The 25,793-nt window shown below is 61.6% G+C and carries 26 protein-coding genes; 11 read left to right on the top strand and 15 right to left on the bottom strand.

The window, feature by feature from the left end; genetic code table 11:
• Positions 1-22: 22 nt before the first annotated feature.
• From ribA to ACNOHI_RS04870, 4 genes are read right to left on the bottom strand one after another with little or no spacing between them, the layout of a single operon-like run.
• The gene (gene ribA / locus ACNOHI_RS04885; protein ID WP_420473524.1) at positions 23-670 is read right to left on the bottom strand and encodes a GTP cyclohydrolase II; all 648 of its coding nucleotides are present in this window, start codon (positions 668-670) and stop codon (positions 23-25) included.
• Positions 671-704: 34 nt separating this feature from the next.
• Entirely contained in the window at positions 705-1,595 is an 891-nt protein-coding gene (locus ACNOHI_RS04880) for a pirin family protein (protein WP_420473523.1), read from the bottom strand.
• 42 nt (positions 1,596-1,637) lie between these two features.
• Positions 1,638-2,522, bottom strand: a complete 885-nt coding sequence (locus ACNOHI_RS04875) for a pirin family protein (RefSeq protein ID WP_420473522.1) — start codon at positions 2,520-2,522, stop codon at positions 1,638-1,640.
• Positions 2,523-2,559: 37 nt separating this feature from the next.
• Positions 2,560-3,180, bottom strand: coding sequence for an FMN-dependent NADH-azoreductase (locus ACNOHI_RS04870; protein WP_420473521.1), 621 nt, complete (start codon positions 3,178-3,180; stop codon positions 2,560-2,562).
• 98 nt (positions 3,181-3,278) lie between these two features.
• Here ACNOHI_RS04870 and ACNOHI_RS04865 point away from each other — a divergent pair, with 98 nt between their 5' ends.
• Positions 3,279-4,202 (top strand): LysR family transcriptional regulator, encoded by a 924-nt coding sequence (locus ACNOHI_RS04865; RefSeq protein WP_420473520.1) that lies wholly within the window; start codon positions 3,279-3,281, stop codon positions 4,200-4,202.
• Between the two features lie 5 nt (positions 4,203-4,207).
• Here ACNOHI_RS04865 and ACNOHI_RS04860 read toward each other — a convergent pair whose 3' ends face one another.
• A complete protein-coding gene (locus ACNOHI_RS04860; protein WP_420473519.1) occupies positions 4,208-5,734 on the bottom strand; it encodes a class I adenylate-forming enzyme family protein in 1,527 nt (508 codons plus the stop codon).
• A gap of 180 nt (positions 5,735-5,914) precedes the next feature.
• On the opposite strand from ACNOHI_RS04860, the gene ACNOHI_RS04855 reads away from it, so the two are divergent.
• Positions 5,915-7,900 (top strand): AsmA family protein, encoded by a 1,986-nt coding sequence (locus ACNOHI_RS04855; protein ID WP_420473518.1) that lies wholly within the window; start codon positions 5,915-5,917, stop codon positions 7,898-7,900.
• Here the strand turns inward: ACNOHI_RS04855 and ACNOHI_RS04850 are convergent, their stop codons facing one another.
• Both ACNOHI_RS04850 and ACNOHI_RS04845 read right to left on the bottom strand, forming a co-directional pair.
• Entirely contained in the window at positions 7,901-8,524 is a 624-nt protein-coding gene (locus tag ACNOHI_RS04850; protein ID WP_420473517.1) for an HAD hydrolase-like protein, read from the bottom strand.
• A 304-nt stretch (positions 8,525-8,828) separates the two neighbouring features.
• On the bottom strand, positions 8,829-9,260 hold the full coding sequence (locus ACNOHI_RS04845; RefSeq protein ID WP_420473516.1) for a helix-turn-helix domain-containing protein: 432 nt from the start codon (positions 9,258-9,260) through the stop codon (positions 8,829-8,831).
• Positions 9,261-9,347: 87 nt separating this feature from the next.
• On the opposite strand from ACNOHI_RS04845, the gene ACNOHI_RS04840 reads away from it, so the two are divergent.
• The 3 genes from ACNOHI_RS04840 to ACNOHI_RS04830 are packed head-to-tail and all read left to right on the top strand — an operon-like array spanning position 9,348 to position 10,695.
• The gene (locus ACNOHI_RS04840) at positions 9,348-9,842 is read left to right on the top strand and encodes a DUF2938 domain-containing protein (RefSeq protein WP_420473515.1); all 495 of its coding nucleotides are present in this window, start codon (positions 9,348-9,350) and stop codon (positions 9,840-9,842) included.
• 32 nt (positions 9,843-9,874) lie between these two features.
• Positions 9,875-10,471: a flavodoxin family protein gene (locus tag ACNOHI_RS04835; protein WP_420473514.1), complete on the top strand. Its 597-nt coding sequence runs from the start codon at positions 9,875-9,877 to the stop codon at positions 10,469-10,471.
• Positions 10,468-10,695: a DUF2798 domain-containing protein gene (locus tag ACNOHI_RS04830; RefSeq protein WP_420473513.1), complete on the top strand. Its 228-nt coding sequence runs from the start codon at positions 10,468-10,470 to the stop codon at positions 10,693-10,695. Before ACNOHI_RS04835 ends, ACNOHI_RS04830 begins: the two co-directional genes overlap by 4 nt.
• A gap of 86 nt (positions 10,696-10,781) precedes the next feature.
• On the opposite strand, the gene ACNOHI_RS04825 is transcribed toward ACNOHI_RS04830, so the two are convergent.
• The 5 genes from ACNOHI_RS04825 to yddG all read right to left on the bottom strand — a co-directional run bounded on the left by ACNOHI_RS04825 (position 10,782) and on the right by yddG (position 15,648).
• The gene (locus ACNOHI_RS04825; protein WP_420473512.1) at positions 10,782-11,588 is read right to left on the bottom strand and encodes a glucose 1-dehydrogenase; all 807 of its coding nucleotides are present in this window, start codon (positions 11,586-11,588) and stop codon (positions 10,782-10,784) included.
• Positions 11,589-11,918: 330 nt separating this feature from the next.
• Positions 11,919-13,157 carry a cytochrome-c peroxidase gene (locus ACNOHI_RS04820; RefSeq protein WP_420473511.1) on the bottom strand — a complete coding sequence of 413 codons (1,239 nt, stop codon included), beginning with the start codon at positions 13,155-13,157 and terminating at the stop codon, positions 11,919-11,921.
• Positions 13,154-13,597, bottom strand: a complete 444-nt coding sequence (locus tag ACNOHI_RS04815; RefSeq protein WP_420473510.1) for a FixH family protein — start codon at positions 13,595-13,597, stop codon at positions 13,154-13,156. The genes ACNOHI_RS04820 and ACNOHI_RS04815 overlap by 4 nt, the downstream gene beginning before the upstream one ends.
• A gap of 302 nt (positions 13,598-13,899) precedes the next feature.
• A complete protein-coding gene (locus tag ACNOHI_RS04810) occupies positions 13,900-14,697 on the bottom strand; it encodes a helix-turn-helix transcriptional regulator (RefSeq protein ID WP_420473509.1) in 798 nt (265 codons plus the stop codon).
• A gap of 45 nt (positions 14,698-14,742) precedes the next feature.
• Positions 14,743-15,648 carry an aromatic amino acid DMT transporter YddG gene (gene yddG, locus ACNOHI_RS04805; protein WP_420473508.1) on the bottom strand — a complete coding sequence of 302 codons (906 nt, stop codon included), beginning with the start codon at positions 15,646-15,648 and terminating at the stop codon, positions 14,743-14,745.
• A gap of 177 nt (positions 15,649-15,825) precedes the next feature.
• Here yddG and ACNOHI_RS04800 point away from each other — a divergent pair, with 177 nt between their 5' ends.
• Entirely contained in the window at positions 15,826-17,013 is a 1,188-nt protein-coding gene (locus tag ACNOHI_RS04800) for a YihY/virulence factor BrkB family protein (RefSeq protein ID WP_420473507.1), read from the top strand.
• Here the strand turns inward: ACNOHI_RS04800 and ACNOHI_RS04795 are convergent.
• Positions 17,010-17,525, bottom strand: coding sequence for a class I SAM-dependent methyltransferase (locus ACNOHI_RS04795; RefSeq protein ID WP_420473506.1), 516 nt, complete (start codon positions 17,523-17,525; stop codon positions 17,010-17,012). The genes ACNOHI_RS04800 and ACNOHI_RS04795 overlap by 4 nt on opposite strands.
• A gap of 279 nt (positions 17,526-17,804) precedes the next feature.
• On the opposite strand from ACNOHI_RS04795, the gene ACNOHI_RS04790 reads away from it, so the two are divergent.
• On the top strand, positions 17,805-18,155 hold the full coding sequence (locus ACNOHI_RS04790) for a c-type cytochrome (RefSeq protein ID WP_420473505.1): 351 nt from the start codon (positions 17,805-17,807) through the stop codon (positions 18,153-18,155).
• Positions 18,156-18,211: 56 nt separating this feature from the next.
• Here the strand turns inward: ACNOHI_RS04790 and ACNOHI_RS04785 are convergent, their stop codons facing one another.
• Both ACNOHI_RS04785 and ACNOHI_RS04780 read right to left on the bottom strand, forming a co-directional pair.
• The gene (locus ACNOHI_RS04785) at positions 18,212-19,213 is read right to left on the bottom strand and encodes a fasciclin domain-containing protein (protein WP_420473504.1); all 1,002 of its coding nucleotides are present in this window, start codon (positions 19,211-19,213) and stop codon (positions 18,212-18,214) included.
• Between the two features lie 221 nt (positions 19,214-19,434).
• Positions 19,435-19,719: a DUF378 domain-containing protein gene (locus tag ACNOHI_RS04780; protein WP_420473503.1), complete on the bottom strand. Its 285-nt coding sequence runs from the start codon at positions 19,717-19,719 to the stop codon at positions 19,435-19,437.
• A gap of 202 nt (positions 19,720-19,921) precedes the next feature.
• Here ACNOHI_RS04780 and ACNOHI_RS04775 point away from each other — a divergent pair, with 202 nt between their 5' ends.
• From ACNOHI_RS04775 to ACNOHI_RS04760, 4 genes are all read left to right on the top strand, one after another.
• Complete coding sequence (locus tag ACNOHI_RS04775) at positions 19,922-20,824, top strand: MerR family transcriptional regulator (protein WP_420473502.1); 903 nt, start codon at positions 19,922-19,924, stop codon at positions 20,822-20,824.
• 220 nt (positions 20,825-21,044) lie between these two features.
• Entirely contained in the window at positions 21,045-22,868 is a 1,824-nt protein-coding gene (locus tag ACNOHI_RS04770) for an FAD-dependent oxidoreductase (RefSeq protein WP_420473501.1), read from the top strand.
• Between the two features lie 15 nt (positions 22,869-22,883).
• The gene (locus ACNOHI_RS04765; RefSeq protein WP_420473500.1) at positions 22,884-24,722 is read left to right on the top strand and encodes a 2-oxoacid:acceptor oxidoreductase subunit alpha; all 1,839 of its coding nucleotides are present in this window, start codon (positions 22,884-22,886) and stop codon (positions 24,720-24,722) included.
• Positions 24,719-25,774: a 2-oxoacid:ferredoxin oxidoreductase subunit beta gene (locus ACNOHI_RS04760; protein ID WP_420473499.1), complete on the top strand. Its 1,056-nt coding sequence runs from the start codon at positions 24,719-24,721 to the stop codon at positions 25,772-25,774. The genes ACNOHI_RS04765 and ACNOHI_RS04760 overlap by 4 nt, the downstream gene beginning before the upstream one ends.
• Positions 25,775-25,793: the final 19 nt, after the last annotated feature.

The following is a 25,793-nucleotide window of genomic DNA, read 5'->3' as shown; positions in this document are numbered from 1 at the left end:
CCCGCAGGCGAAGGCTGGAAGATTATTCTTGCTCGAAATCCAGCATATGCCCCAGCTTCTGCTGCTTCGTCCGCAGGTAGCCGATATTATGCGGCGTATGCGCCGTCAACACCGGCACGCGCTCATCCACCTGGATGCCGTAATCCGCCAGCTTCTTCATCTTCTTCGGATTATTGGTCATCAGGCGAACGGAACGCACGCCCAGGTCATCGAGAATCTGCGCCGCGACCTGGTAGTCCCGGGTGTCGACCGGAAGGCCGAGCGCGAGATTCGCTTCGACCGTGTCCTGTCCCTGGTCCTGCAACTGGTAGGCGCGAATCTTGTTCGCCAAGCCAATGCCGCGGCCCTCATGCCCGCGCAGGTAGACGACAACGCCGAGCCCCTCGGCGGAAATCTTCGCCAGCGCCGCATCGAGCTGCTCGCCGCAATCGCAGCGCAGCGAACCGAGCACGTCGCCGGTCAGGCATTCGGAATGCACGCGCACCAATACCTTTTCCTGCCCCTTGAGCTCTCCCTTGACGATGGCCACGTGCTCGACCGATTCGCCAAGCGGTTTGTAGACATGGATGCGGAACTCGCCGTGCTTCGTCGGCAGAAGCGACGTGGCGACGTGATCGAAAATCTTGTCGGAGCCGGCTGCAGCCGTGTTCTGGTCTCCGGTGTTGTTCATTATGAATCGTCCCAGTTGAAGCAAGGCATGGATTTTAGCTGAAAGACTCTGCCGGCTTCGGTTCATCCGGCAAGGGAATCCATTCGGTTTCATCCGGCACCTTGCCGAATCCCTGCGCGCGCCAGCGTTCCTTCGCTTCCTGGATCGCCTCCTTGCTGCTCGCAACGAAATTCCACCAGATATAACGGTCGCCGCCGATCGGTTCACCGCCGAGCAGCATGACGCGCGCCCTTGTTTTGGCCTCTATTGTAAGGGTTTGGGCGCTGCTCGGCACAGCCATGTGCCTTTCCGCAAGTGCTTCGTCATCGATGGTAATCGAACCTTCCGCCAGATAGATCCCGCGCTCTGCATATTCGGAAGGGAATTCAAACCGGACGCCCGGCTCCATCTCGAGCGCGGCGTAGAACATGGGGGAGAAGGTAGTCACCGGCGAGGTCATGCCGAACGCGCTGCCCGCGATCAGGCGCAGGTTCAGGCCGTCGGCGGCGATCATCGGCAAGGTGGCCGCCGGATGATGTTCGAAGGAAGGCTCTACTTTTTCATGCTCTTTCGGCAACGCAATCCAGATCTGGATGCCTTCCAGCGCGCCGCCGGAGCGGCGAATGGCATCAGGCGACCGCTCGGAATGCGCAATGCCGTCACCAGCCGTCATCCAGTTCACATCGCCCGGATGGATCTCCTGCACCGTACCGAGCGAGTCGCGGTGCAGGATCGCACCTTCAAACAGGTAGGTGACCGTCGCCAGGCCGATATGGGGATGCGGACGCACATCGAGTCCATCGCCCGGCGCAAAATCGGCGCGGCCCATGTGATCGAAGAAGATGAAAGGACCGACCATCTTGTGGGGATGGCTCGGCAGCAGCCGGCGAACCATGAAGCCGCCGCCGAGGTCCTTGGTGTGCGGTTTGATGAGCGCGAATGTCATGGGCAGTCTCCTTGTTGTATTCGGATCCTGCCCATTATCCGCTCAAGCCGCCGCTTGCGTGAATTTGCCGCTCTGGAAGTCCGTGATGGCCTGCTCGATTTCCTCGACGGTGTTCATCACGAAGGGGCCGTACTGCACAACCGGTTCCTTCAGCGGACGCCCGGCCAGCAGGAGGAAACGGGCGCCAGCAGCATCGGCACGGATCTCCACCTGGTCGCCGGGGGACAGGAATCCCGCGCTTTGCGACTTCAGCGGACGCGGCGCATCAGCATCGCCGATTTTCACGCTGCCTTCATACACGTAGAGGAAGGCATTCAGGTGATTGCCCAGCGGATGCGCAAACACCCCGCCAGGAGGCAAAATCACGTCCACATAGAGCGGCTCCGTGCTCAATCCCTGGATCGGTCCGGCAACGTCCTTGCCATCGATGCGCAAGGTACCCGCAATGACCTTTGCCGTACCGCCATCGGGCAGCGCGGCAACCGGGATCTCCGCAGGCGGAATGTCACGGTAGCCTGCCGGCTTCATCTTTTCCTTTGCCGGCAGGTTGATCCACAACTGGAATCCGCGCATGCGCCCTTCTTCCTGCTGCGGCATTTCCGAGTGCACGATGCCGCGCCCGGCCGTCATCCACTGCACGCCGCCGTTCTTCAACTCGCCTACGTTGCCGAGATGATCCTCATGCCGCATGTGGCCGTCGAGCATGTAGGTCACGGTTTCGAACCCCCGGTGCGGGTGCGGCGGAAAGCCGGCGATGTAGTCGCCTGGATTGTCCGAGGAAAACTCGTCCAGCATCAGGAACGGATCGAGACGGCTGCCCTGCCCCTGCCCGAGGCTGCGGCGCAGCTTCACGCCGGCGCCGTCGGAAGTGGCGAGGCCTTCGATCACGCGTTGCAGCGTGCGGGTGATGACAGTCGTTGTGGTCATGGCAGTTTCTTCCAGTTGTGTTTGGATGTTAGACGACTCAGGCAGCTGCGCGCAGCGGGGCGGCGAGCTGGCGGATGACATTTTCCGCCTTGGCCAAGCCGGCCTGCTTGCTTTCCTCGCCCATCGCCAAGCCTTCAGCATAGACAAATTCGACATCCGACAGGCCGATGAAGCGCAGGAAGTCGCGCACATAACTGGTCTGCGTGTCCATTGACGTACCTTGGTACATGCCGCCGCGCGCCGCGAAAACGTAAACCTTCTTCCCGGTCAGCAAACCCACCGGACCGTTCTCGGTGTAACGGAAGGTGACGCCGGAACGGGCGATATGATCAAAATAAGCCTTGAGCGTCGACGGCACGCCGAAGTTGTACATCGGCAGGCCGAGGGCGATGACGTCGGCATTGCGCAGCTCATCGATCAGCGCATCGGAGAAATCGACGACAGCCTGCTGCTGGGCAGTCCGGTCTTCCGGTTTGGCCAGGAAGGCGCCGAAGCGTTGTCCGTCGAGGTGCGGTACCGGGTTGGCAGCGAGGTCGCGGGTGATGACCTTGCCGTCCGGGTTGGCATCACGCCAGGCGGCGACGAATTCGTTGGACAGGTGGCTGGATTGGCCGTTACCGGAAAACAGGCTGGAATTCAGTTGGAGCAGGGTTTTCATCGATTTCTCCTTGTGTGATTTGGTACGTGTATTTAACTATTGAATGAATCGATAAAAAAGTAGAATAATTAGCGCAAATCTATCTATTGGTCTGATAAATGGAAAATCAGTACATTACCCTCGAGCAATGGCGCACCCTGATTGCCGTTGTCGATACCGGCGGCTACGCACAGGCGGCGGAGGTCTTGCACAAGAGTCAATCGTCGGTGACGTATGCGGTGCAGAAAATCGAGTCCCTGCTCGGCGTAAAGGCGTTCGAGATCCAGGGACGGAAGGCAATCCTGACGCCGACCGGGCAGTTCCTTTACCGGCGTGCCCGTGCCCTGCTCGACGAGTCAAGCGCGCTGGAACGGGCTGCTCGGCGCCTGTCAGCGGGTTGGGAAGCGGAAATACGGATTGCGGCGGAGATCATCTTCCCGACCTGGCTGCTGCTCGACTGCCTCGACAAGCTGGGAAAGGAAAGCCCGCACACGCGCATCGAGTTGATTGAGTCGGTCCTGGCCGGGACGTCGGAAGCGCTGCTGACCGGCGCGGCGGATCTTGTCATTTCGAACATGGTGCCGCCGGGGTTCCTCGGCATCCCGCTGATGCGGCCAAGATTCATCCCGGTTGCGAGCCCCTCGCATCCGCTGCACCATCTCGGGCGCGATGTCACGCTGGAAGACCTGCGTCACCACCGGCACCTCGTGGTCAGGGAATCGGGCACACGCCGCGATACCAAGGCGCAACTCGACGTGACCCAACGCTGGACGGTCAGCCATGCCGCCACCTCGATTGAAGCGGCGCGGCTCGGCTTTGGGTTTGCGTGGTATCCGGAAGAAAAAATCCTGAAGGAGTTGCGGGAGGGGGCGCTCAAACCACTTCCCATGGGCGACGGCGGGGAGCGGTTCACACAGCTTTACCTTGTTCTTGCGGATCCCGACAGCGCGGGTCCGGGCACGCGCCGCCTCGCGGAAATCATCCGCGAGGCGGTGAGCACGGAGTGCATGCGTTACGAGCCGCAGCGAACTGAGGCAACCTAAGCGCCTTACGTCAGTCGCGCGCGCAACTCCGTCTTCAGCACTTTTCCGTAATTATTCTTCGGCAGCTGCTCGACCAGCAGATAACGTTTCGGCCGCTTGAAGCGCGCGATCTGTTCCAGGCAGTGCTGGTCGAGCATCGCTTCCGTGACCTGCGCCCCGCCCGCGGGCACAACGAACGCCACCACGACTTCGCCCCATTCGGGATCCGGCGCGCCGACAACGGCGGCCTCTGCTACGCCGGGGCAAGTCAGCAGCACCTCTTCCACTTCGCGTGGATAGATATTGGAGCCGCCGCTGATGATGAGGTCCTTGCTGCGGTCTTTCAGCGTGAGGAAACCGTCCGCATCCAGGCACCCTACGTCCCCGGTAAACAGCCACCCATCGCGGATCGCTGCGGCTGTTGCTGCCTCGTTGCGCCAGTAGCCCGACATGACGCTGTCGCCCTTGACCAGCACTTCGCCGATTTCGCCGATCGGCAGGTCGCGCCCGTCCTCGTCGGTGACGCGCACCTGCACGGGCGTCTGCGCAATGCCGACCGAGGCAATCCGATCGAGGTAGCGCGGGTGGGCCGAATCCGCAAGATGGCGACGCGAAAGTGCCGTGGCGACCATCGGCGTTTCGCCCTGTCCGTAGATCTGCACGAAGCGCGGCCCCATCACCCGCAGGGCGCGCTGGATGTCGGCCACATACATCGGCGCGCCGCCATACACGATCGTCTTGAACGATCGTGCGGCATCCTCCGGCGACAAGCCCATCTGCTCCGCATGGTCTACCAGTCGCTTGACGATGGTCGGCGCGGCAAAGGTCGACAAGGGGCCGATTGCCTTGCCAAGGGCAAACAGCTCTGCCGGCTCGACGCCGCCCGAGGCCGGGACCACGTGTCGCGCTCCGGCCATGAGATGCGGCACGGCGTACAGACCCGCACCGTGTGACATCGGCGCAGCATAGACAATTGCGTCCTCCGGCGATACCGCATCCACGTCGACGAAATACGTCAGCCCCATAGTCATGAGGTTGCGGTGGGTAATCATCACGCCTTTGGGCCGGCCAGTCGTGCCGCTGGTGTAGAACAGCCATGCGGTGTCATGCAAAGCGCGTTCCGTGACCGGGATGGCCATCGGGTCCGGGACCGCCCCAAGCAATGCATCGGCTTCGGGAGATTCAATGTCGACCTGGCGCTCCAGTCCGGCCAGCGCGTCCGGTGCGATGTCGCTGGTCACGAATCCCCAACGTGCCCCGGCATTGTCGATGATCCACTCCACTTCCCTGGCATGGAGCTTGGCGTTGACCGGCACCACCACGAGTCCAGCCCACCAGGCGCCCCACATCACTTCCAGATAGCGCGGATGGTTGCGCATGAATAACAGCACGCGGTCCCCGGGAACGAGGCCGGCATCACGGAATTGTCGCGCAAGGCCCGCACTGCGCGCGGCCCACTGGGCGTAGGTGGCGTGCACCGCATCGCCATGCAAGATCGCAGGTCGATCCGCTGCGTGACCTGCGTGGCGAACGAGAAGATGGGCAAGGCTCATGGTTGTCTCCGCTGATTTTTTATTAGCCAGAAAGTAACCGCAGCCGTCCCATCTGGCCATATCGTAGTAATACTGCCTTCGGATGCCTGCGTCCAGATTTGATTGCACGCAACTATCGCGGTGAAACATTGTCCTGGATTAATTGATCGAACTGTAATATCCGCCCGCGATCAAACTGTCATGAGACGTGGACTGAAAATTGCAGGAATCACGCTTGCGTCGATCGTTGCCTTGCTGGCGCTGCTGCTGGCGATCGCGTCGGCACTCGACTGGAACCGCTTCAAGCCCTGGATCAACGACAAGGTCAGTGAAGCCACCGGCCGGTCATTCGCCATCAATGGCGACCTGTCCTTCAGCTGGGAGCGCCCGACCGAGCAGCAAATCGGCTGGCGCCGCTTCGTCCCGTGGCCCCACATCCGGGCACAGGACATCACGCTCGGCAATCCGGATTGGGCACGAACGGGTCCACTGATGGCGCGCGTCCGGCAAATCGATACCACGGTCAATCCGCTCGCCCTGTTCACCAAGACGATCAGCGTCCGCACCCTGGTCATTGATGGCGGCACGGTCGCCCTTGAAAAGAGCAAGGACGACAAGAACAACTGGACCTTCAAGAAAGAGGAAGAGGACCAACCGTCCGCCTGGACCTTTGCGCTGCACAGCCTGGCGATCAAGAACGGCAACGTGCGCTACGTCGACCCGGCGAAGAAAGCGGATGCGACCGCGCGGATCGACACGTCGGATGACGGCACGGTCAACTTCAAGCTGGGCGGCATGTTCAACGGCGAGCGCGTCGGCGGCGGCGGAAAGGCGGGAGGCCTGCTGACACTGATGGAAAAGAACGTGCAGTATCCGGTGGAAGCCACGCTGAAAGTGGGCGAAACAACCATCACGGCGGACGGCAGGCTCACCGACCCGGCGCACCCGAGCGCGCTCGACCTCAAGCTCAAGATCCTCGGCGCCAGCATGGCCGACCTGTTTCCCATCAGCGGCCTGGTGCTGCCGGAAACACCAAAGTTTTCCACGGAGGGCCGCGTGGTCGCCAGCTTCAAGCCCGACGACATCCGCGTGCGCTACGAAAAATTCCAGGGCAAGGTTGGTGACAGCGATATCGGCGGCACGCTCGAGTATCTGCACCGCAAGCCGCGTCCCTTCCTGGGCGGAGAAGTGGTCTCCAACCAGTTGCGCCTGACCGATCTGCGGGCGCTCGTCGGCAGCGACGAGGAAGCCAACAAGGACGACGAGAAGGCGAAAATCCCGCCGGGCAAAGTTCTCCCTGTCTCCCCTTTCAAGACCGATCGCTGGGGCAAGATGGACGTGAAAGTGAAGTTCACCGGCAAGAAGATCATCCGCGACGCAGCGCTGCCGATCGACAACCTGCACACGAATGTCACGATGGACAACGGCGTGCTGTCGCTGGCGCCGCTCAATTTCGGGATCGCGGGCGGAAGGCTGACCACCGAGCTGAACATCAATGGCCGCGACAATCCGGCCAAGGCAAGGATGAAGATGTCGGCACGCGGCCTGCGTCTGAAGGAGCTCTTCCCCAAGGCGGAATCGATGCAGGCCAGCATCGGTGAAGTCAACGGCGATGCCGAGCTTAGCGCCGCCGGCAACTCCATCGCCGCCCTGCTTGCCTCCGCCAATGGCGAAGTGAAGTCGCTCATCAGCCAGGGCAGCGTCAGCAAGTTCATCCTTGAAGCAGCCGGACTGAACATCGCCAGCGCGGTAGCGGCCAAACTGTTTGGTGATCGTCAGGTGCAGCTCAACTGCATGGCGGCCGATTTCGGCGTCAAGAATGGCGTGATGCAGACGCGACTGTTCGTCATCGACACCAAGGACGCAACGATCACCGCCGACGGCAACATCAGTTTTGCGGAAGAAAAGCTGAACCTGACCATTCATCCGGAAAGCAAGGGCGTGCGCATCATTTCCCTGCGTTCGCCGTTGTATGTGAGCGGCACTTTCAAGGAACCTGATTTCGGCGTGGACAAGGGCGTGGTCGCCGCGAAGGCGGCGGCGGCAACCGTGCTCGGCGTGGCCGCAGCGCCAGCGGCGGCCTTGCTGGCGCTGATCAACCCCGGACCTGCCGAGGACAGCCCCTGCGTGGACTTGCTGAAAGACGCGAGGAAAAAGCCGCAGGCCCCATCGCCAGGGAAAAAATGATCAGGCGATCCGCTTGATATCCGACACCTCGCCAAACTCTTCCTCGGGAGCGTGTTTGCGGAACGACTCGATCGCGCCGTATCCCCATGCAACCGCACCGAATGCAATGCTCTCCTTGCGCGCCGCCCCCAGGTCGGTGAGCTGGTCGCCGATGTAGATCGCCCTGTCGGGAGCAATACCCGTCTTCCGTAGCAGGCTTCTGATCCGTGCCGCCTTGCCGAAGATCGACATCCCGCAATCAAAATGCCGGATCAGCGCGGCATTCGAGGGCCCAAGCACGCGGACCACGTTGTCTTCGGCATTGGATGACATGACGGAGAGGTAGACACCCGCTTCAGAGAGGTGTTGCAGCATTTCATCGACACTATCGAACAGCGGGATGCGGTCCGCATTCTCCCGCATCAAGCCGATGAAACTCGTTGCGACGACCGGCAGTTTCCAGCGCGGCAATCCGACATGCTTCATCATTTCGCCTGCCGAATAATGGCGGTAGGCATGGACGTTTTCCGCGTCAATCGCCCTGAACTTGTGGCGCTCCGCAAGCAGATTGAACTGCCCGACGAAGAACGGAAACGAGTCCGCAAGCGTTCCATCGAAATCGAAAATGGCGAGTTGATATTTCATTGTTGCGAGTCGGCACGGGTGGATTCCGCTGAATTATTGCTGGATTAATGCCTGCTGCTGTCCGATGTAAATGCGCAGGAAGGCATGTGACTCCTGCTGAACGTCTTAAAAAGCACCCCGTCATTCCACTCGGCGTGCCCCCGCGAAGGCGGGAATCCATGCTGCGTTTGCATCGATCATCTCACTATGGGTTGCCCCCAGCGCGGAAACGACGGGGTATGGCGGCAAAAAGCCCTATAGCAGCGCCCGCAAACAAGCAATTCGGCACGTTGCAAAGATATCGTTTTGTTCAGCGAACCCACGCCTACTTGCCAGTACGCTGAATGTCGCTGCTCCTCCTTCGGCTGTCGAGCGCACCCGACGCCGCCGCCTTGAGCAGCCGCTGAAAAGTCGGGCACTCCGCATGGCTCGGCGCTCCGCACGCCGCGGCATGCCGCAGTCCCCTGCTTACCGCCCGCAGTTGCTTGATGGTCTGGTCGATCTCGTCGGCCTTGGCCGCCAGCAGTTGCCGATTGATCGACGGCCCGCTGTTCGGCGACAGCATGGATCCGATTTCATCCAGAGACAATCCGGCCGCCTGTCCCAAGGCGATCAATGCAAGCTGATCCAGCACGCCCGGCGCAAAGCGGCGCCGCACGCCTTGCCTGCCGACGGACGCTATCAATCCCTTTTTTTCATAGTAGCGCAGCGTCGAAGCAGGAACGCCCGTGCGCTTGGCGACTTCAGCAATATCCATGGCGAAAATTAACCCTTGACTTGAAGTTGACTTCAACTTCTATAGTGGACGCATCAAGTCGATCGGTCAACCGCAAGGAGCATTGTCATGGCAGTCACAGAAGAAATTGCACGCGTCGTTCTCGTCGGGGTTGGCGCCACCGCCGTCATGGATGCGTGGCTCATGCTGTTGAAGCACATGGGCGTCCAGACGCTCAACTTCGCTTTCATCGGCCGATGGGTGGGGCATCTCTTTCGCGGCACCTTCGCCCATCCCTCGATCGGGAAGGCCCAGCCCATTCCTGGCGAACTGGCGTTGGGCTGGCTGACCCATTATGCGATCGGCATTGCCTTCGCAGGCTTGCTCGTCGCGTTGCGCGGCACTGCCTGGATGCAGGATCCCTCCCTCCTGCCGGCCCTCGCCGTCGGCATCTGTACGGTGGCCGCCCCTCTGTTCGTCATGCAGCCCGCCATGGGTCTCGGCTTCGCCGCGTCACGCACGCCTGCCCCCTTGAAAAGCTGCGCGCGCAGCATCACCAATCACACGATCTTCGGCCTCGGCCTTTACCTTTCCGCAGTCGCTATCGACTGGATGTCCCGATAACGAAGCGGTCCCGTCTTCAAGGAGCTGGAACAATGAAAAAACTCGCCGTCATCTACCATAGCGCCCACGGGCATACCGAGCACATCGCCAGGCAAGTCCTCGAGGGTGCTCGCAGCGTCACGAACACCGACGTGCATCTGCTGAAGGCCGAAGACCTGGCAAAGGCGCCCGATGTACTGCTCGACTACGACGGCTACCTGCTCGGGTCGCCCACCTACCTGGGCGGCGTATCGAGCCAGTTCAAGGCCTTCATGGACGCCACCGGCCGCTTGTGGCGCACGCAGCAGCTCAAGGGCAAGCTCGCCGCCGGATTCACCGTGTCTTCACTCCCGGCCGGGGACAAGCAATCGACGCTGTTTTCAATGTTCGTATTTTGCATGCAGCACGGCATGCTCTGGGTCGGCAATCCCTTCCTCCCGGAGCAGCACGCCGGGGTGCCGTATGACGAAGCCGTGAATCGGCTTGGGTCGTGGTCGGGCATGATGGCGCAGGCGGGACATGGCGCTTCCGCCGACGCTTTCATGGCGGGGGACGTCAAGACGGCGCGCATGTTTGGAAGGAATTTCGCCGAAACGCTGCAGCGCTTCGCCGGCTCGCACACTGAGCAGCAACGGGAGGCGTTCGCATGATCCCCGAGAAGGTCGGCCAGATCCTGTTTGGAGCGATTCTCTCCGGTCTGATGTCGCTGCTGGTATCCGGCATCTCGACATTCCGTGCCATCGGTCCGGCAGCCAGCTTCTTCGGCATCTGGACCAGTGCATGGCTCACCGCCTGGCTGGTTGCATTTCCGACCGTCCTGCTGGCGGCTCCGCTTGCCAGGAAGCTTGTACGCTGCCTGGTCGCGGAAAAGTGAAGCATTCAACGAAAACGGGCGCGCATGACTGCCGACATGCGCGCTGCTGACCGGCACGAAATGATCCGGGCAGCAGTCCGCGTTGATCAGGTCGCGGAAAACCCGCCGTCGACCGCCAGTTCTATACCCGTGATCCATGCAGACGCGTCGCTGCAGAGAAAGCGGACGGCATTGGCGATATCGCGCACCGACCCGAACCTGCCCAGCGGATGCATTGCCTTCAACACTTTACGGATTTCATCGATCGATGCACCGGCCAGGCGGGCGTTTTCCTCGATGAAGATATCGCCCATGTCGGTCTCGATCACGGCCGGATGAACCGAATTGCACCGTATGCCGTATCCCAACTTTCCGCACTCGACGGCCACGTCCTTGCTCATGATGCGGACCGCACCCTTGCTCGCCCCATAGGCGCTTATCCCTGGGAAGCCGACGATGCCGGCGAGCGACGAGATGTTGACGATCGACCCGCCGCGCCCTGCTTTCCCGCCGGGGCGCATGACTTCAACAGCATGCTTCATTCCCAGGAAAACGCCTTCGCCATTGACCGCCATCATCCGCCGGAAATCCTCGATCGAGCTATCGCCGAGATAGTCCATGATCCCGAGCCCGGCATTGTTCACCAGGCCGTCCAGGCCGCCGAAGGTCGAGAGCGTGGCGTCGATGCAGGACTGCCATGCGCTATCGCTCGTCACATCGAGATCCAGGTACGCCGCCTTCCCGCCCCGTTCGCGGATGTCGCCGGCAGTTTTGCGTCCGACATCGGACAACACGTCCGTGACCATGACTGCCGCACCCGCATCGGCCATGACACGTGCGCACTCCGCGCCGATGCCGCGCGCGCCTCCGGTGACGAGCACCGTTTTTCCGTCCAACCTGAAATCGTCTTGCATTTTCCCACTCCATTGATTGAGCACGCGACGGCCTGCAAACCCCGCTGCCGATGGAAGCAGCTGTTCCTGAGACAGCCGCGCGCCATATTGAAAAAAGATGGCGCGCACGTCTGTGGACCGGTAACCGCCCCACTGTCCGCGTCAATATTTTTTGTCTCCTTGAATTGCTGTTCGGGCTCATCGCCCGTTATGCATAGTAGTTGCGCATGCAGCCTCCGGATCGCGTGCAAACTGCATGTCCGTCATAAGCAAAAACTCGATGGCTTTTTTGAAAACCGGGCGTCTCGAGGTGTTGCTGCAATGCACGCAATTGACCGTTTTCGGCTCCGTTTATTTCCGCGCAGATTCAGGATCGTCAATGGACGACAAGGTGGAGAGGAATGCAACGAGGTCTTGCGCCTCGCTCTCTGTCAGCCTGAGTGGTTTGAGTTCGCTATGCCCTGCTGCTGCCGCAGGCGCCGCAGCGTAATGCCGCACGACCTCGGCAAGCGAAACGATCTGGCCGGCGTGCATGTACGGGGCGCGCAAGGCAACATTGCGCAGGCCGGGTGTCTTGAACGCCGCCGTCATCGCATGGTCGTCCGCTGCCAGGAAATTCAGCTCTTCGCACTGTTCCGACCGGGCGTCGCTGAAGCGGCCCAGGCAGTTGAATTCGTCCTCGCGCACCTTCGCGATTCCTGCGCGGCGGCCGGGATCGGGCTGAGCCGGGTTGCGCGGTGCGACACCGGTATTGTGGAAATGCTGGTCCGTCAGTAGCGGCCCATTGTGACAAGTGATGCACTGCGCCTTTCCGATAAAAAGACGCAATCCATTCCTTTCCTGCGCACTCAGTTGCACGGATGCCGGCACGTCACGCTTGAGGACGCCCTCGATGTACCGGTCAAGCCGCGACTCGCGAATCCGCATGGATTTCTGATAGGCCGCGAGTGCCTTGCCCATGTTGGCGAACACCTTCGAGACGTCATGCCGTGCCTTGTCGTTCATGGCGCCCCATGCCGCGCGTTGTGAAGGTGCGCCGAGCGGGCTCGCGTCTTTCGGAAGTCGGCCGAGGTCAGGCATGGGGCCGAATACGGCTTCGTATTCCGCGCGGTAATGTGCAGCGACAACATGCGCATAGGCGAGCCGGTTCCCCCCATGCTCGGCCGGGTCTTCGAGCGGCCCCAGCGCCTGCGACCACACGCTGTCCTTGCGGCCGTCCCAAAACAGGAAGGGGCTGTATCCAACGCCGGCGACGGGCATGGTACGGCGCGCTCCGGTACCCATGCCCTGCCCCAGCGGCCGCCCGTCCTGGAATTGCTTCTCCGGCTGATGGCAACTCGCGCAGGACACTTCGCCGTTGCCACTGAAGCGACGGTCGAAGAAAATGCGCCGCCCGAGGCTGGCCGCCGTTGCTGATGACTCGACGGCATTTGACGGATCTTTTGGTATGGGCGGCAATGCACTCAGCCGCATCGTGGACAGCACGGCGATTTCATCGCGGCTCCAGCCGTCGATGGGAGTAGCCTGCGCCGTGGCTGCGAATAGTGCGCCGCCGAGCAGGCAGGCCGTCAACATTGTCACTGATTTCATGGCGCCACCGATACGGTGTGAGACGCGATGATCGTATTGAATGTGATGTCGTCCGCACCGGATGCGGAATCGACCTTGAGCTTGATTTCCCACCATCCCGGCATGCTGAATTTCATGCCCTCGAGCAGATAACGGCCGTCACCGAGCTCGCGCGTAACCCTGGGTTGAGTCGGGAAGCCGTGGCCATGCTGCGGCATGCCGCCGGCGACGCTGATGCGCGCGCCCGATATGGCTTCGCCTGACGGAGAGCGCAGCTGGATCTCCCAAGCGTGCATCTTGTTGATAGCGATCGGCTCAGCCAGCGATTTGATGGCGATCCGGTAGGTATCGTGAGTGGTTGGACGATCGAGCGAGACGTTCAGCCCCGACGGCGGTGACATGCAGGCAGCGAGGGCGGCGAGCACGATGAATGAAAGAATGAGACGCAGCTGTCGAAGCATGACGATTGCTCCTTGGGATCCTGTAAATACGGAAAGATGAGGATGCCGGGACTGGAGGCCAGCCCCGCGGCATCGGGACATCAGTTTTGCGCGCACGCGCACTGCGGTCCGCATTGGCACTGCGGGCCGCAGGCACACACCTCTTGCTCGGCGGGTTGCTGGCAACCGCAGGTGCAGCCGGCGCCGGGGCAGTTAGTGCATGTGCAGGGGGATTGGGTGGTGGGGTTCATGGCGATTCTCCTTTCGGTTGAAATGAGATGCCAGTGTAGGATCGCGGACTGGCCGCAGATTGAACGAAACGGCTAACTGCCTGCCGGGACAGGCTTGATGCCGACCGCCGGCAGGCCGAACATGCGCTTGAAGGTGCGGGAGAAATGGGCCGAATCGGCGAAGCCGCCGGCATACGACGCTTCGGTCAGGTTGTTGCCCGCTGCATAAGACGCGACGGCGACTTCGAGCCGCAGCCACAGCACATAGGGCCGGAAACGGACACCGGTTTCCTCGAGAAAAAGATGGCGGAATCGCTCTGGAGAAAGATGCACGGCGTCGGCGATCTCTGTCATCGTGATCGCCTCGCCGAGCCGTTCGCGCACCACTTCGATCGCCCGCGCGATGCGCTTGTCGAGCGGCTTGGGCGGCGAGGCCTGGGTTGCGGTGAGCCTTGCCGTCACGGCGCGTGCGCGGGCGACAAGTTCCTCGTCGGTTGCTCCCGCCTCGTAGGCGGCGAAAAGCGCTGCCGACTCTTCGGCGAAGTCGTCGCACGCGAGCGCGGCAATTCCCTCGCCATATCGCTGTCTGAGTACCCGCCCGTCGCGCGATTCGGGTTCGGTAAAAATCTGCGCGACGCACTGGCCGCCTGCTTCAAAGGCGTGGTTGCGATCGGCGGCAATGATCGCCGCCGAGTAGCTTGCCCAGTTTTCGCCAGGGCTCTGGAATCGCACCTGACCGCCGGATAGTACGAGCGTGACCTGGATCGCGTGATGTGCATGGAAACCGGTTTCGCCGTCCGCACGACCGACCCAGACACTGCCGCCGCGCCAGAAGACGATCCGCCCTGTTCCCAGGGGCTTTGCAGCACTTTTTTGGCGTCCACAGCTCATCGCGTCACCTCACGGGCGGCATCACCCCTGAAGCTTACGCCTTCTTCAGCTGCTTGTGGATCGCTTGGCTGGACCGCGCGTCGCCAGCCAGCACAGCACCGATCCGGCGCAGACCATCGACGCCCCCTGCCAGAACGAGATCGAAAGCGGTGCACGCAGAAGCGCGGCGGCCAGGGCAGCGGAGATAACGGGAATGAAATACGACGCCCCCGCAAGAATCGTCACATTTCCATGCAGGATGCCGACGTTCCAGGCCGCGTAGCCGAAGCCCATGGCGGAAGCGGCGAGCGCAAGGTAGACCAGTGCCTGGACGCTGAACACCATCGCGCCTTCCGCCGCGAACAGATACTTGGCCCACAGCGCCAGCGCGGTCAGCATGAAGAACAGCGTAATGCCATTCTTGCCGCCGGCAATCCGGCTGGTCACGGTGCAATATGCCGCCCAGATCACGGCACCGGTAAAGGCGAGTCCGTAGCTGAGCGGATTGTCCTTGATGTTCGCCGCCATGCCTGCCGGGTCGAGGCCCTGGTCGCCTCCCAGGACCCAGCAAATCCCAAGGACCGCGATGAGAAAGCCGGGAACGATAAGGAAGTTGGATTTCTGGTTGTTGAACATGATGGCGGACAGGATCGTGAAGGAAGGCCACAGATAATTGACCATGCCGACTTCAATCGCCTGCCTGCCGCTGTTTGCATAACCGATCGACAGCGCGAGGCACAACTCATACGAAACGAACAGGATGCTGCCCCAGAGCAGATAGCGTCGGGGAATCTCGCGAACCCTGGGGAAACCGATCGTCAGCAAGAGCAAGCCCGAGGCGACGGTGTACATCATCGCGGCACCACCGGTCGCTCCCAGGTTTTCACTGACGCCTCGAATCAGGCCGACGATCGAACTCCATAACAAAATGGCAATGAGCCCGATAAGAGTTGCCTTGCGTGTGTTTTTCATGCCGCCCTGTTGCGTTTTCATGTCGTTCGGAATTGGGAGTCAGCCGTCCCAAGGCCGTGCATTGTAGAGAAAATCAAGTCCGTGTGCTGCCCGGTTAACGCAAATCAACGCCCTCGCCGCATGGAACAAATACCAACATTTCCCTCTCCTAAATCAAAACCCCTTCAGGAGAAGTCCATGAAATCGCAGCATCAGATCGACCCGGGCGACATTGCGTCGGGCGTGCTCCAGGTTGCGGTGGCGGTGCTTTCGGTCCTTGTTTTCCGCAAGCGCTCGAAGCGCTCCGTGCCCGCGCAAGAGGTCTCCGCTTCCTACGTCACCGCGCCTGCCGTCGGCTACGACAGCACCTTCGACAAGGAGCAGGCGCAGCGCCAGTTGCAGGAAGCGGCCCGCAAGGAGGCTGCCCGAAAGAAATCCGAAGAAGTCGCCTCCCTGCGCAAGGAATCGAAGCCCAAGGCGCTCTTCCATATCGCCATCTCTGCCGCCAAGGAATGGTCCGCGCATCGTGCCGCGAGCAAGGGCGCCGCCCTCTCCCTCTACACGCTTTTCTCTCTTGCGCCCATGCTGGTGCTGGTCGTGACCATTGCGGGCTTCTTCTTCGGCGAGGACACGGTACGCGACGCCCTGCTCCAGCAGATGTCGGGACTCATGGGCGAGCAAGGCGGTGACGCGGTGCGCACCATCCTTGCCGGCGCGCAGCGCGAGGATGCGGGACTCATTGCCGGCCTGATTTCCGCGGCGCTGGTGCTGGTCAGCGCGACGAGCGCCTTTTCCGAATTGAAGGACAGCCTTGACGAACTATGGGAAGTACCGCCGTCAAAGGAGTCCGGCATCTGGTCCTTCATCCGCCAGCGCGTGCTTTCCTTCGGACTGATCCTGGTGATCGCACTGATGCTCCTGATTTCGCTGGCGGTCAGTACCGCGCTCGCGGCGATGGACAGCATCTGGCCGGGCGGTGAAGGATCGCCGCTCAAGATCGTGAGCGTGACGCTCTCCCATCTCGTTTCATTCGGCATCGTGACGGCGCTCTTCGCGGTCATCTTCAAGTACCTGCCGGCGACAACAATCGCGTGGAAGGACGTGATCGTCGGCGCACTGATCACCGCCGTGCTGTTCATCATCGGCAAGACGCTGATTGGCATTTACGTTGCCAGTGCGGACATCAGTTCCGCCTACGGCGCTGCGGGTTCGGTGGTCATCCTGATTACCTGGGTCTATTACTCGGCGCAGATCTTCTTCTACGGATCGCTGTTCACGCACGAGTACGCAATGAAACTGGGCAGCCGCGCCAACGCGACCGACAGCGAGAGCCTGCCGAACAGCAGCACGCCTCCCGGAACCGAGCGCGCCCAGCTCGTGCGTTAGCTTGAGCGCTTCTGCGCGTCCGTGATGGTCCACAGATGGATCTTCCGGTCACGCACTGTCTCGCTGCGCTCCGGGGGCCACTCCGGCCCCATGTCCCAGAGGTGGGAGACGACGCGGGTGCCGATCTTCAACTGGCGCCAGAGAATGGGACGCAACTTGCGGTTCACGTGCGGCCACAGGAAGAGCGTGACGACGGTGGCGTCCGAGAAATCCGCGGTGTACAGGTCGCCCACGCGAAACACCACCCTTTCGTCGACCCGCGCACGTTTCGCGTTGGCCCACGCCTCTTCCACCCGCCGCGGGTCAAGGTCGATGCCGATGCCACGGGCACCGTATTTCTGCGCCGCGGCAATCACGATGCGCCCGTCCCCGCAACCAAGGTCATACAGCAAGTCGTTACGGCTGACCGCCGCAAGTGAGAGCATCCGGTCCACGACCTCCGGCGGCGAGGGATCGTAGGGCACGTCGAGGCCGAACGGCGCCATCTGCTGAGCCCGGCAAGGGACAGGCACGAAGGCCGATGCAAGGGTCGCGGCCCCGATGGACAGAATCTGCCGCCGCATCGGCGACACCGGCACTGCGAACCGACGCTCGACCATGATTGCCTCCCGTCTGACATTACGTAGTAGTCGGAAGATGCTGCAAAAAGTTCGAAACTTCCATGTCATTCAAACAAGAATCTGCACGTTCGTCTTAATCCATGTCAAAATATTTCCTGCCAACAAGCTTCCTGCAACACCTCCCGCTTGCTCGACGCCCCTTCTCTATCTTGCTTACCAGGAGAGCATTTCATGCAATTGATTACCAAGCCCGCGACCCTGCTGGCGTTTGCTGCAGCTGCCGCGGCCTTCTTCACGACCCAGCCGTCGCTGGCTGTTGACGCCGCCGCTGCCGAAAAGCTGGCACGCCAGGAAGGCTGTCTGCGCTGCCACGGCATTGACCGCGCCAAGGACGGTCCCGCCTACAAGCAGATCGCCGAAAAGAATCGCGGCAAGGCCGATGCCGAGGCACGCCTGGTCAAGCACTTGAGCAGCGGCCAGAAAGTGAAGTTCGAAGACGGCCACGAAGAAGAACACAAGATCCCCAAGACCAAGGACGCGGACCAGATCAAGAACCTGATCCAGTGGATCCTGTCTCTCTGATCCCAACTCCTCTTCCACAACGGGGCGGAACCGCGAGGTTGCCGCCCCGTTTTCATTTACAGCGCGGGGATAAGGACTTTGTCGATTACATGGACCACGCCATTGCTCGCCCTGACGTTGGTCGCCACGATCCTCGCTGGCGTCGCAGTGGTATCGCTGATCGTCGGTGGCGAGCCCGCATTGATCACGATGGATTGCGTCGCCAACGTACTGACCGCCGTACCGAACGGAATCTGCGACGCAAGGACCTGTGTGCCGAGCACGTGATAACGCAGCACCGTTCCCAGCTGGGCGGCGCTCAGCCCCGCCGGCGCCTGGGCGAATGCGGCATTGGTTGGGGCGAACACGGTGAAGGGACCTGCTCCGGACAAGGCTTGCTGCAGGTTGGCGTCGACAACGGCGGCGACCAACGAAGACAGCTCCGGATTCAGTTGCGCCATCTGGACGATATTCAGGACACCGGGTGGAATCAGGACCTTGTCGATCGCATGGACGACACCGTTGCTGGCAGCGACGTCCGTCGCCGTGACCTTGGCGGAGGTCAGCGCGCCATCGGTCAGCGTGACCCCCGACGGTCCCGCGCCGACCGTGAGCGACGAGGGTTGCCCTTCGAAACTGTACAAGGTCGACTGCGTGGACTGCGGTGCAGCGCTCAATTCGGCGGCGCGCTTTGATCCGGACAGCACGTGATACGTCAGGATGCTGCGCAGCGCAGCTGCCGGGAGCGCGTCAACCATCGCCGCCGCACTGGAAAAACCCAAAGCCGACGCCAGTTTTGCGAAGGCCTCATCGGTCGGCGCAAATACCGTCAGCTGTGCATTCGCGTCCGACAGCGCAGGCCCGAGGTCGGCCTTGGCCGCAGCGGCGAGCAAAGCATTGAAGCCACTCGCACCGGCCACTTTGTCGATGGTCTGTGAAGCGCCGGACGCGGGTGCCGGCGCTCCGGCGGCGGCAGGCGCGGATGGCTGGGAAGCGACAGGCTCCGGATCGTCGCTGCTGCCGCAAGCGGCGATCAGTGCAGCGGACAGAAGCGCGAGGGAATGCGTGGCGAATTTCATGAGGGTCTCCTGAAGAATGTTGGCGGACGGCGACGGCGCAAATGCGGAGCTGCGCCCCGTGGAAAAAGCATAGGACGACGCTTCCGCATCTGTTTGCGTTTCATCAAACTGACCTCCATTTTGTCCTAGACAATTCATACATTCCTGTTGGCAATAGACGTCTCGCGGGCATAAAAAAACCCGGCATTTTCATGCCGGGTCCGGGAAGCAACGGCCGTCCGTCAGGCGTGCGACATTTTCTTTGCTGCAAATAGGGTGTACAGCGCGGACAAGCCGACCAGTACATACACCACACGCGAGAGCGCGCTCATCTCGCCGAACAGCGCGGCGACCAGGTCGAAGCCGAATAATCCGACCAGTCCCCAATTCAGGCCGCCCACGACGAGAAGAAGCGTCGAAATCCAATCCATCGCGCTCCATCGCTTCGCGCTGTGCGTCCGCGCCATCGCCCTTCTTTCCGGAATGTGCCGCCGCTCGTGCATGTGTCCATCAGCTGTTGTTGCCATGACTGCCTCCGTTTCAAATGAAATCCCGTGCACGGAAATCGTGCTCGTCAGGAACACCTCGCAGCGCGGATGGTTCCGGCTGCAGGACCTGGAGATAGACAACATGGCATCGGCTTGGTTCGATAAAAATTCGTCTTTGTCTTGGACATAAATGCACCTAGAATGCACATATCAAACCGACATCACGTGCCGATTACCGAACATGCCCCTGTCATCCGCCCCCCTCAGCATTGCCGCGGTCGAACGTGAAACCGGCCTGTCGAAGGACACGCTGCGCGTCTGGGAACGGCGATATCGTTTTCCCCTGCCGAGACGGGACGGCAATGGCGAACGGACGTATCCACCGGACCAGGTGGAAAAACTGCGGCTGATCAAGAAGCTGATGGACCGTGGTTACCGTCCCGGCAAGCTGGTAGACAAGGCGCCCGAATCGCTGCGCGCGCTTGCCGAGGATGCCGCGCCCCTGGATGCACCGGGCACACTTTTGCCTTACATCGCCATGTGCAGGCAACACCGTGTGGACGAACTCAAGCAGGCACTGGCGCAATCCCTGCTTCGCATGGGCATGTACGCATTCGTCACCGACGTCGTCGCGCCCTTGACGAGTCTGGTTGGCGCCGAGTGGGCCAACGGCCGCCTCGCGGTCTTCGAAGAACACTTGTACACCGAAGCGATGCAGTCAGTCCTTCGCCAGGCCATCGCCGCAATCCCCGCGTCCGCGGTAAAGCGCCGCCCTCTCATCCTGCTGTCGACAACTTCGGGCGAACCGCATTTCCTTGGACTGCTTATGGCCGAAGCGATCCTGACGCTGGAAGGCGCGCAATGCCTGTCGCTCGGCGTGCAAACCCCGGTAGACGAGATTGCGCACGCAGCCCATGCCCAAGACGCGGATATTGTCGCCTTGTCATTTTCTTCCGCGGCACCGCCGGCTCAGGTCCTGAACGCCCTTGCCGATCTTCGCCTGGCGCTGCCGCCTCACATGGAAATCTGGACCGGCGGCCAATGCCCGGTCCTCGACCGCCGCCGCCCTCCCGGTATCACCCACCTCCACTTGCACGACATTTCACGCGCGCTCGCGCACTGGCGCGCAAACCGGCCGGCCTGATTGCCGCGCTGCCGCATCGATTGTCGTGCCCATTCCGGACGGTTTTGACCTGAATCAATCAAATCAAATTTCCCGCTCCATACACTGCCTCCAACCCCGGCGTCACGGTATTTTCTGGGCAACGGCGGAAGGATAGACGCATCTCTCCGCTATTTCGCGCGCGTGGCGCGCAAACATGAACGCATCCTGCAAGAGCAGGTGCCTCGCCTAGGAGAGCGCATTGAAGCCGACCGACATCAGCAATCCGGACTTCTACCATCAGGTAGTCAACTGCCAGTGGACCTGTCCGGCCCACACCCCCGTCCCCGAATACATTCGACTGATCGCAGCAGGCCACTATAACGAGGCCTACATGCTGAACTGGCGCGCCAACGTCTTCCCCGGCGTCCTGGGCCGCGTCTGCGACCGTCCCTGCGAGACCGGCTGCCGCCGCTCGCGTGTGGAAAGCGCGGACAGCAATGAACCGGTGGCCATCTGCCGCCTCAAGCGCACCGCCTCCGATTACAAGTCCGATGTGAGCGTCCGCATGCCGAAACCTGCCCCTCTCCATGGAAAGCGCGTCGCCTGTGTCGGCGCGGGACCTGCCTCGCTGACGGTCGCCCGCGACCTCGCCGTACAGGGCTACAAGGTCACCGTCTTCGACGGCGAGAAAAAGGCCGGCGGCTTCATGCGCAGCCAGATTCCGAAGTTCCGTTTGCCGGACGAAGTCATCGATGAAGAAACCGGCTACATCCTCGACATGGGCGTCGAGTTCCGCTCCGGCGAACGCATCGGCAGCCTCAAGGCGCTGCTTGGCGAAGGCTACGACGCCATCTTCGTCGGCTGCGGCGCACCGCGCGGCCGCGACCTCGACGTTCCCGGCCGCAAGGAAGCCGCGGCGCACATCCACCTCGGCATCGACTGGCTCGCTTCCGTATCCTTCGGTCACGTGACCAAGATTGGATCACGCGTGATCGTGCTCGGCGGCGGCAACACCGCGATGGACTGCTGCCGCTCTGCCCTGCGCCTCGGCGGCGACGACGTGAAGGTGATCGTCCGTTCCGGCTTCGAGGAAATGAAGGCCAGCCCGTGGGAAAAGGAAGACGCGATGCACGAGGGCGTCACCATCCTCAACTATATGGTGCCCAAGTCCTTCACGCACGAGAACGGCAAGCTGACCGGCATGACCTTCGAGAAGGTCAAGGCTGTCTATGACGACAAGGGCCGCCGCAGCCTGGTGCCGACAGGCGAACCGGACGAGCATGTCGAATGCGACGAAGTGCTGGTCGCCGTCGGACAGGAAAACGCCTTCCCGTGGATCGAGCGCGACATCGGCCTGCAGTTCGACGACTGGGGCATGCCGGTGGTCGACAAGAAGACCATGCAGGCGACCCTGCCGAACGTCTTCTTCGGCGGCGACGCTGCTTTCGGACCGAAGAACATCATTACCGCGGTCGCCCACGGCCATGAAGCGGCCGTGTCGATCGACCGCTTCCTGCACGGCGAAGACATCGCCGTCCGTCCGCCGCCGTCGGTCAACCTGGTCAGCCAGAAGATGGGCATCCATGAGTGGAGCTTCGACAACGTCGTCTCGCTCGACCATCGCCACAAGGTGCCGCTGGAAGAATTCCACGTCGCGCGCAAGAGCATCAAGATCGAAGTCGAACGCGGCTTCACGCCGCAGATGGCCGCCAAGGAAGCGCAACGCTGCCTCAACTGCGACGTGCAGTCGATCTTCACCGCGAGCCGCTGCATCGAGTGCGACGCCTGTATCGACATCTGCCCGATGGACGCGCTCACGATGACGGACAACGGCGAGGAAGGCGATCTTCGTTCGCGCCTGAAAGCGCCCTCGCTGAATCCGTCCCAGCCCTTGTACGTCTCGGCAGCATTGAAGACCGGACGCGTCATGGTCAAGGATGAGGACCTGTGCCTGCATTGCAGCCTGTGCGCGGAACGCTGCCCGACCGGCGCGTGGGACATGCAAAAGTTCTCGCTCTGCACGACCCAGGCCGGCCCGAACTGCCGTGACAAGCATATCGCGCAAGTGCGCAAAACCGCGTAACAAGGAGCTAGCGCGATGACACAAAAGATCCAGGCGACCAACGATTTCGTTGTCAAGTTCGCCAACATCAACGGCTCGGGCTCGGCTTCGGCCAACGAACTGTTTGCCCGTTCCATGCTGCGCATGGGCGTGCCGGTCAGCCCCCGCAACATTTTCCCGTCCAACATCCAGGGCATGCCGACCTGGTATGAGGTGCGCGTCTCGGAATCCGGCTATCTCGGCCGACGCGGCGGCTGCGACCTGATGGTCGCGATGAACCCGCAGACCTGGGATGCGGACCTCAAGGAAATCGATGCCGGGGGCTATCTGTTCTACGATTGCACCCGCGAAATCCCTGCTTCCCGCATGCGCAGCGACATCACCGTGTTCGCGATGCCGCTCACACAAATCTGCAACGACGCCTACACCGACGCCCGCCAGCGCCAGCTGTTCAAGAACATCATCTACATCGGCGCCCTCGCCGCCCTGCTCGGCATCGACGAGAAGGCGATCGAGCAGCTGTTTGCAGAACAGTATCGCGGCAAGGAAAAGCTGCTGGATTCCAACGTGCAGGCGCTGCACATGGGCCGGGACTACGCACTCGCCAACCTCGACTGCAACGCCATGGGCCTGAAGGTCAAGCGTGCGGACAAGGTCGGCAAGCGCATCTTCATCGATGGCAACCAGGCATCCGCGCTTGGCGCGATTTGGGGCGGCGCGAATGTCTGCGCGTGGTATCCGATCACGCCGTCGTCGTCCATCCCGGAAACCTTCGACAAGTACTGCCACAAGCTGCGCATCGATCCGGAAACCGGCAAGCACAACTTCGCCATCGTGCAGGCGGAAGACGAACTGGCCTCCATCGGCATGGTCATCGGCGCCAACTGGAACGGCGCGCGTGCCTTCACCGCCACCTCTGGCCCGGGCATTTCGCTGATGACGGAATTCCTCGGCTTGGCCTACTTTGCGGAAGTGCCGGCCACCCTGGTCAACGTTCAGCGCGGCGGGCCGTCCACCGGCATGCCGTCCCGCACGCAGCAGTCCGACCTGTTGCAGTGCGCGTATGCATCCAACGGCGATACCCGCCACGTGCTGCTGTTCCCGCAGGATCCGAAAGAGTGCTTCGACTTCACTGCCGCCGCGCTCGACCTCGCCGACCGCCTGCAGACGCCGGTGTTCGTGATGTCCGACCTCGACATCGGCATGAACTCGCGCCTGTGCGACTCCTTCGAGTGGGATGACAGCAAGCAGATGGACCGCGGCAAGGTCATGACCGCTGAAGAACTGGAAGCCGGCAAGGATTTCGGCCGCTACCTCGACGTCGACGGCGACGGCATTCCGTACCGTACCTATCCGGGCACGCATCCGACCAAGGGTGCGTTCTTCACGCGCGGCACGACCAAGGACCGTTACGCGCGTTACAGCGAAGAAGGCCCGGTGTACGTCGACAACATGGAACGCCTGCAGAAGAAGTTCGAAACGGCGAAAAACCTGGTGCCGATGCCGGAAGTGAAGAAGGCATCGAAACCGACCAAGTTCGGCGTGATCCACTTCGGCTCGACCAGCCCCTCGATGAACGAGGCGCTCGACGTACTGGAGCGCCAGGGCCATGCGATCGACTCGATGCGCATCCGTGCCTTCCCGTTCCATTCGAGCGTACTCGATTTCATCGAAGCGCACGACCATGTCTTCGTCGTCGAGCAGAACCGCGACGGCCAGCTGCGCGACATGCTCATCACCGAATGCGGCATCGACCCGGCGCAACTCAGCTCCGTCGTCCACTATGACGGCACGCCGATCACCGCACGTTTCATCACCAAGGCCATCGCTTCGCGCCTGGCGCTGTTCAGCCCGCTCAAGGAGGTGGCGCAATGACTTATATCGCTAAACCGAAACTGCATCACCCCAGCCTGCAGGTCAACAAGGCCGGTTACACCCGCCGCGACTACGAAGGCCCGGTATCCACGCTGTGCGCCGGCTGCGGCCACGATTCCATCTCGGCAGCCATCATCCAGGCCTGCTTCAATATGGATATCGAACCGCACAAGGTCGCCAAGCTGTCGGGCATCGGCTGCTCGTCGAAGGCGCCGACCTACTTCCTGGGCGGCTCGCACGGTTTCAACACGGTCCATGGCCGCATGCCTTCCGTGCTGACCGGTGCCGCACTATCGAACCGCGACCTGACTTATCTGGGTGTCTCAGGCGATGGCGACTCTGCATCGATCGGCCTCGGCCAGTTCGCGCACATCATGCGCCGCGGCGTGAACATGACCTACATCGTCATGAACAACGGCGTGTACGGCCTGACCAAGGGTCAGTTCTCCGCCACCGCTGACCAGGGCTCGAAGTCCAAGAAAGGCGTGGTGAACAGCGACGCGCCGGTCGACCTCGTGGGTCTGGCCTTGCAACTTGGCGCAACCTTCGTCGCGCGCAGTTTCTCTGGCGACAAGGCACAGCTGATTCCGTTGATTGAGGCAGCGCTGGTGCACAAGGGAGCGGCGTTCATCGACGTGCTTTCTCCTTGCGTCACCTTCAACAACCATCATGGTTCGACGAAGAGCTACGACTACGTGCGCGAGCACAATGAAGCCGTCAACCGCATCGATTTCTTCGTGCCCGGCAAGGAAATCACGACCGAGTACGCGCCCGGTACCGTGCAGGAAGTGACGCAGCATGACGGTTCGGTACTGCGCCTGCGCAAGCTGCACGAGAGCTACGACGCGAGCGACCGCGTGGCGGCGATGAACCATCTGCAGAAACATCATGCGATGGGTGAAATTGTCACCGGCTTGCTGTATGTGGATCCGAGTGCTTCGGATATGCATGACCATCTGAACACGGTGAACAAGCCGTTGAATACGCTCGGGGATGATGTGTTGTGCCCGGGGTCGGCGGTGCTGGAGAAGATCAACGCGTCGTTGAGGTAATTGAAGTTCGAGGGCGGGT

The organism is Noviherbaspirillum sp. ST9 (assembly GCF_048799745.1).
Lineage (GTDB): Bacteria > Pseudomonadota > Gammaproteobacteria > Burkholderiales > Burkholderiaceae_D > Noviherbaspirillum.
The sequence above is the reverse complement of the archived record's forward strand: the minus strand, read 5'-3'. Positions and strand labels throughout refer to the sequence as shown.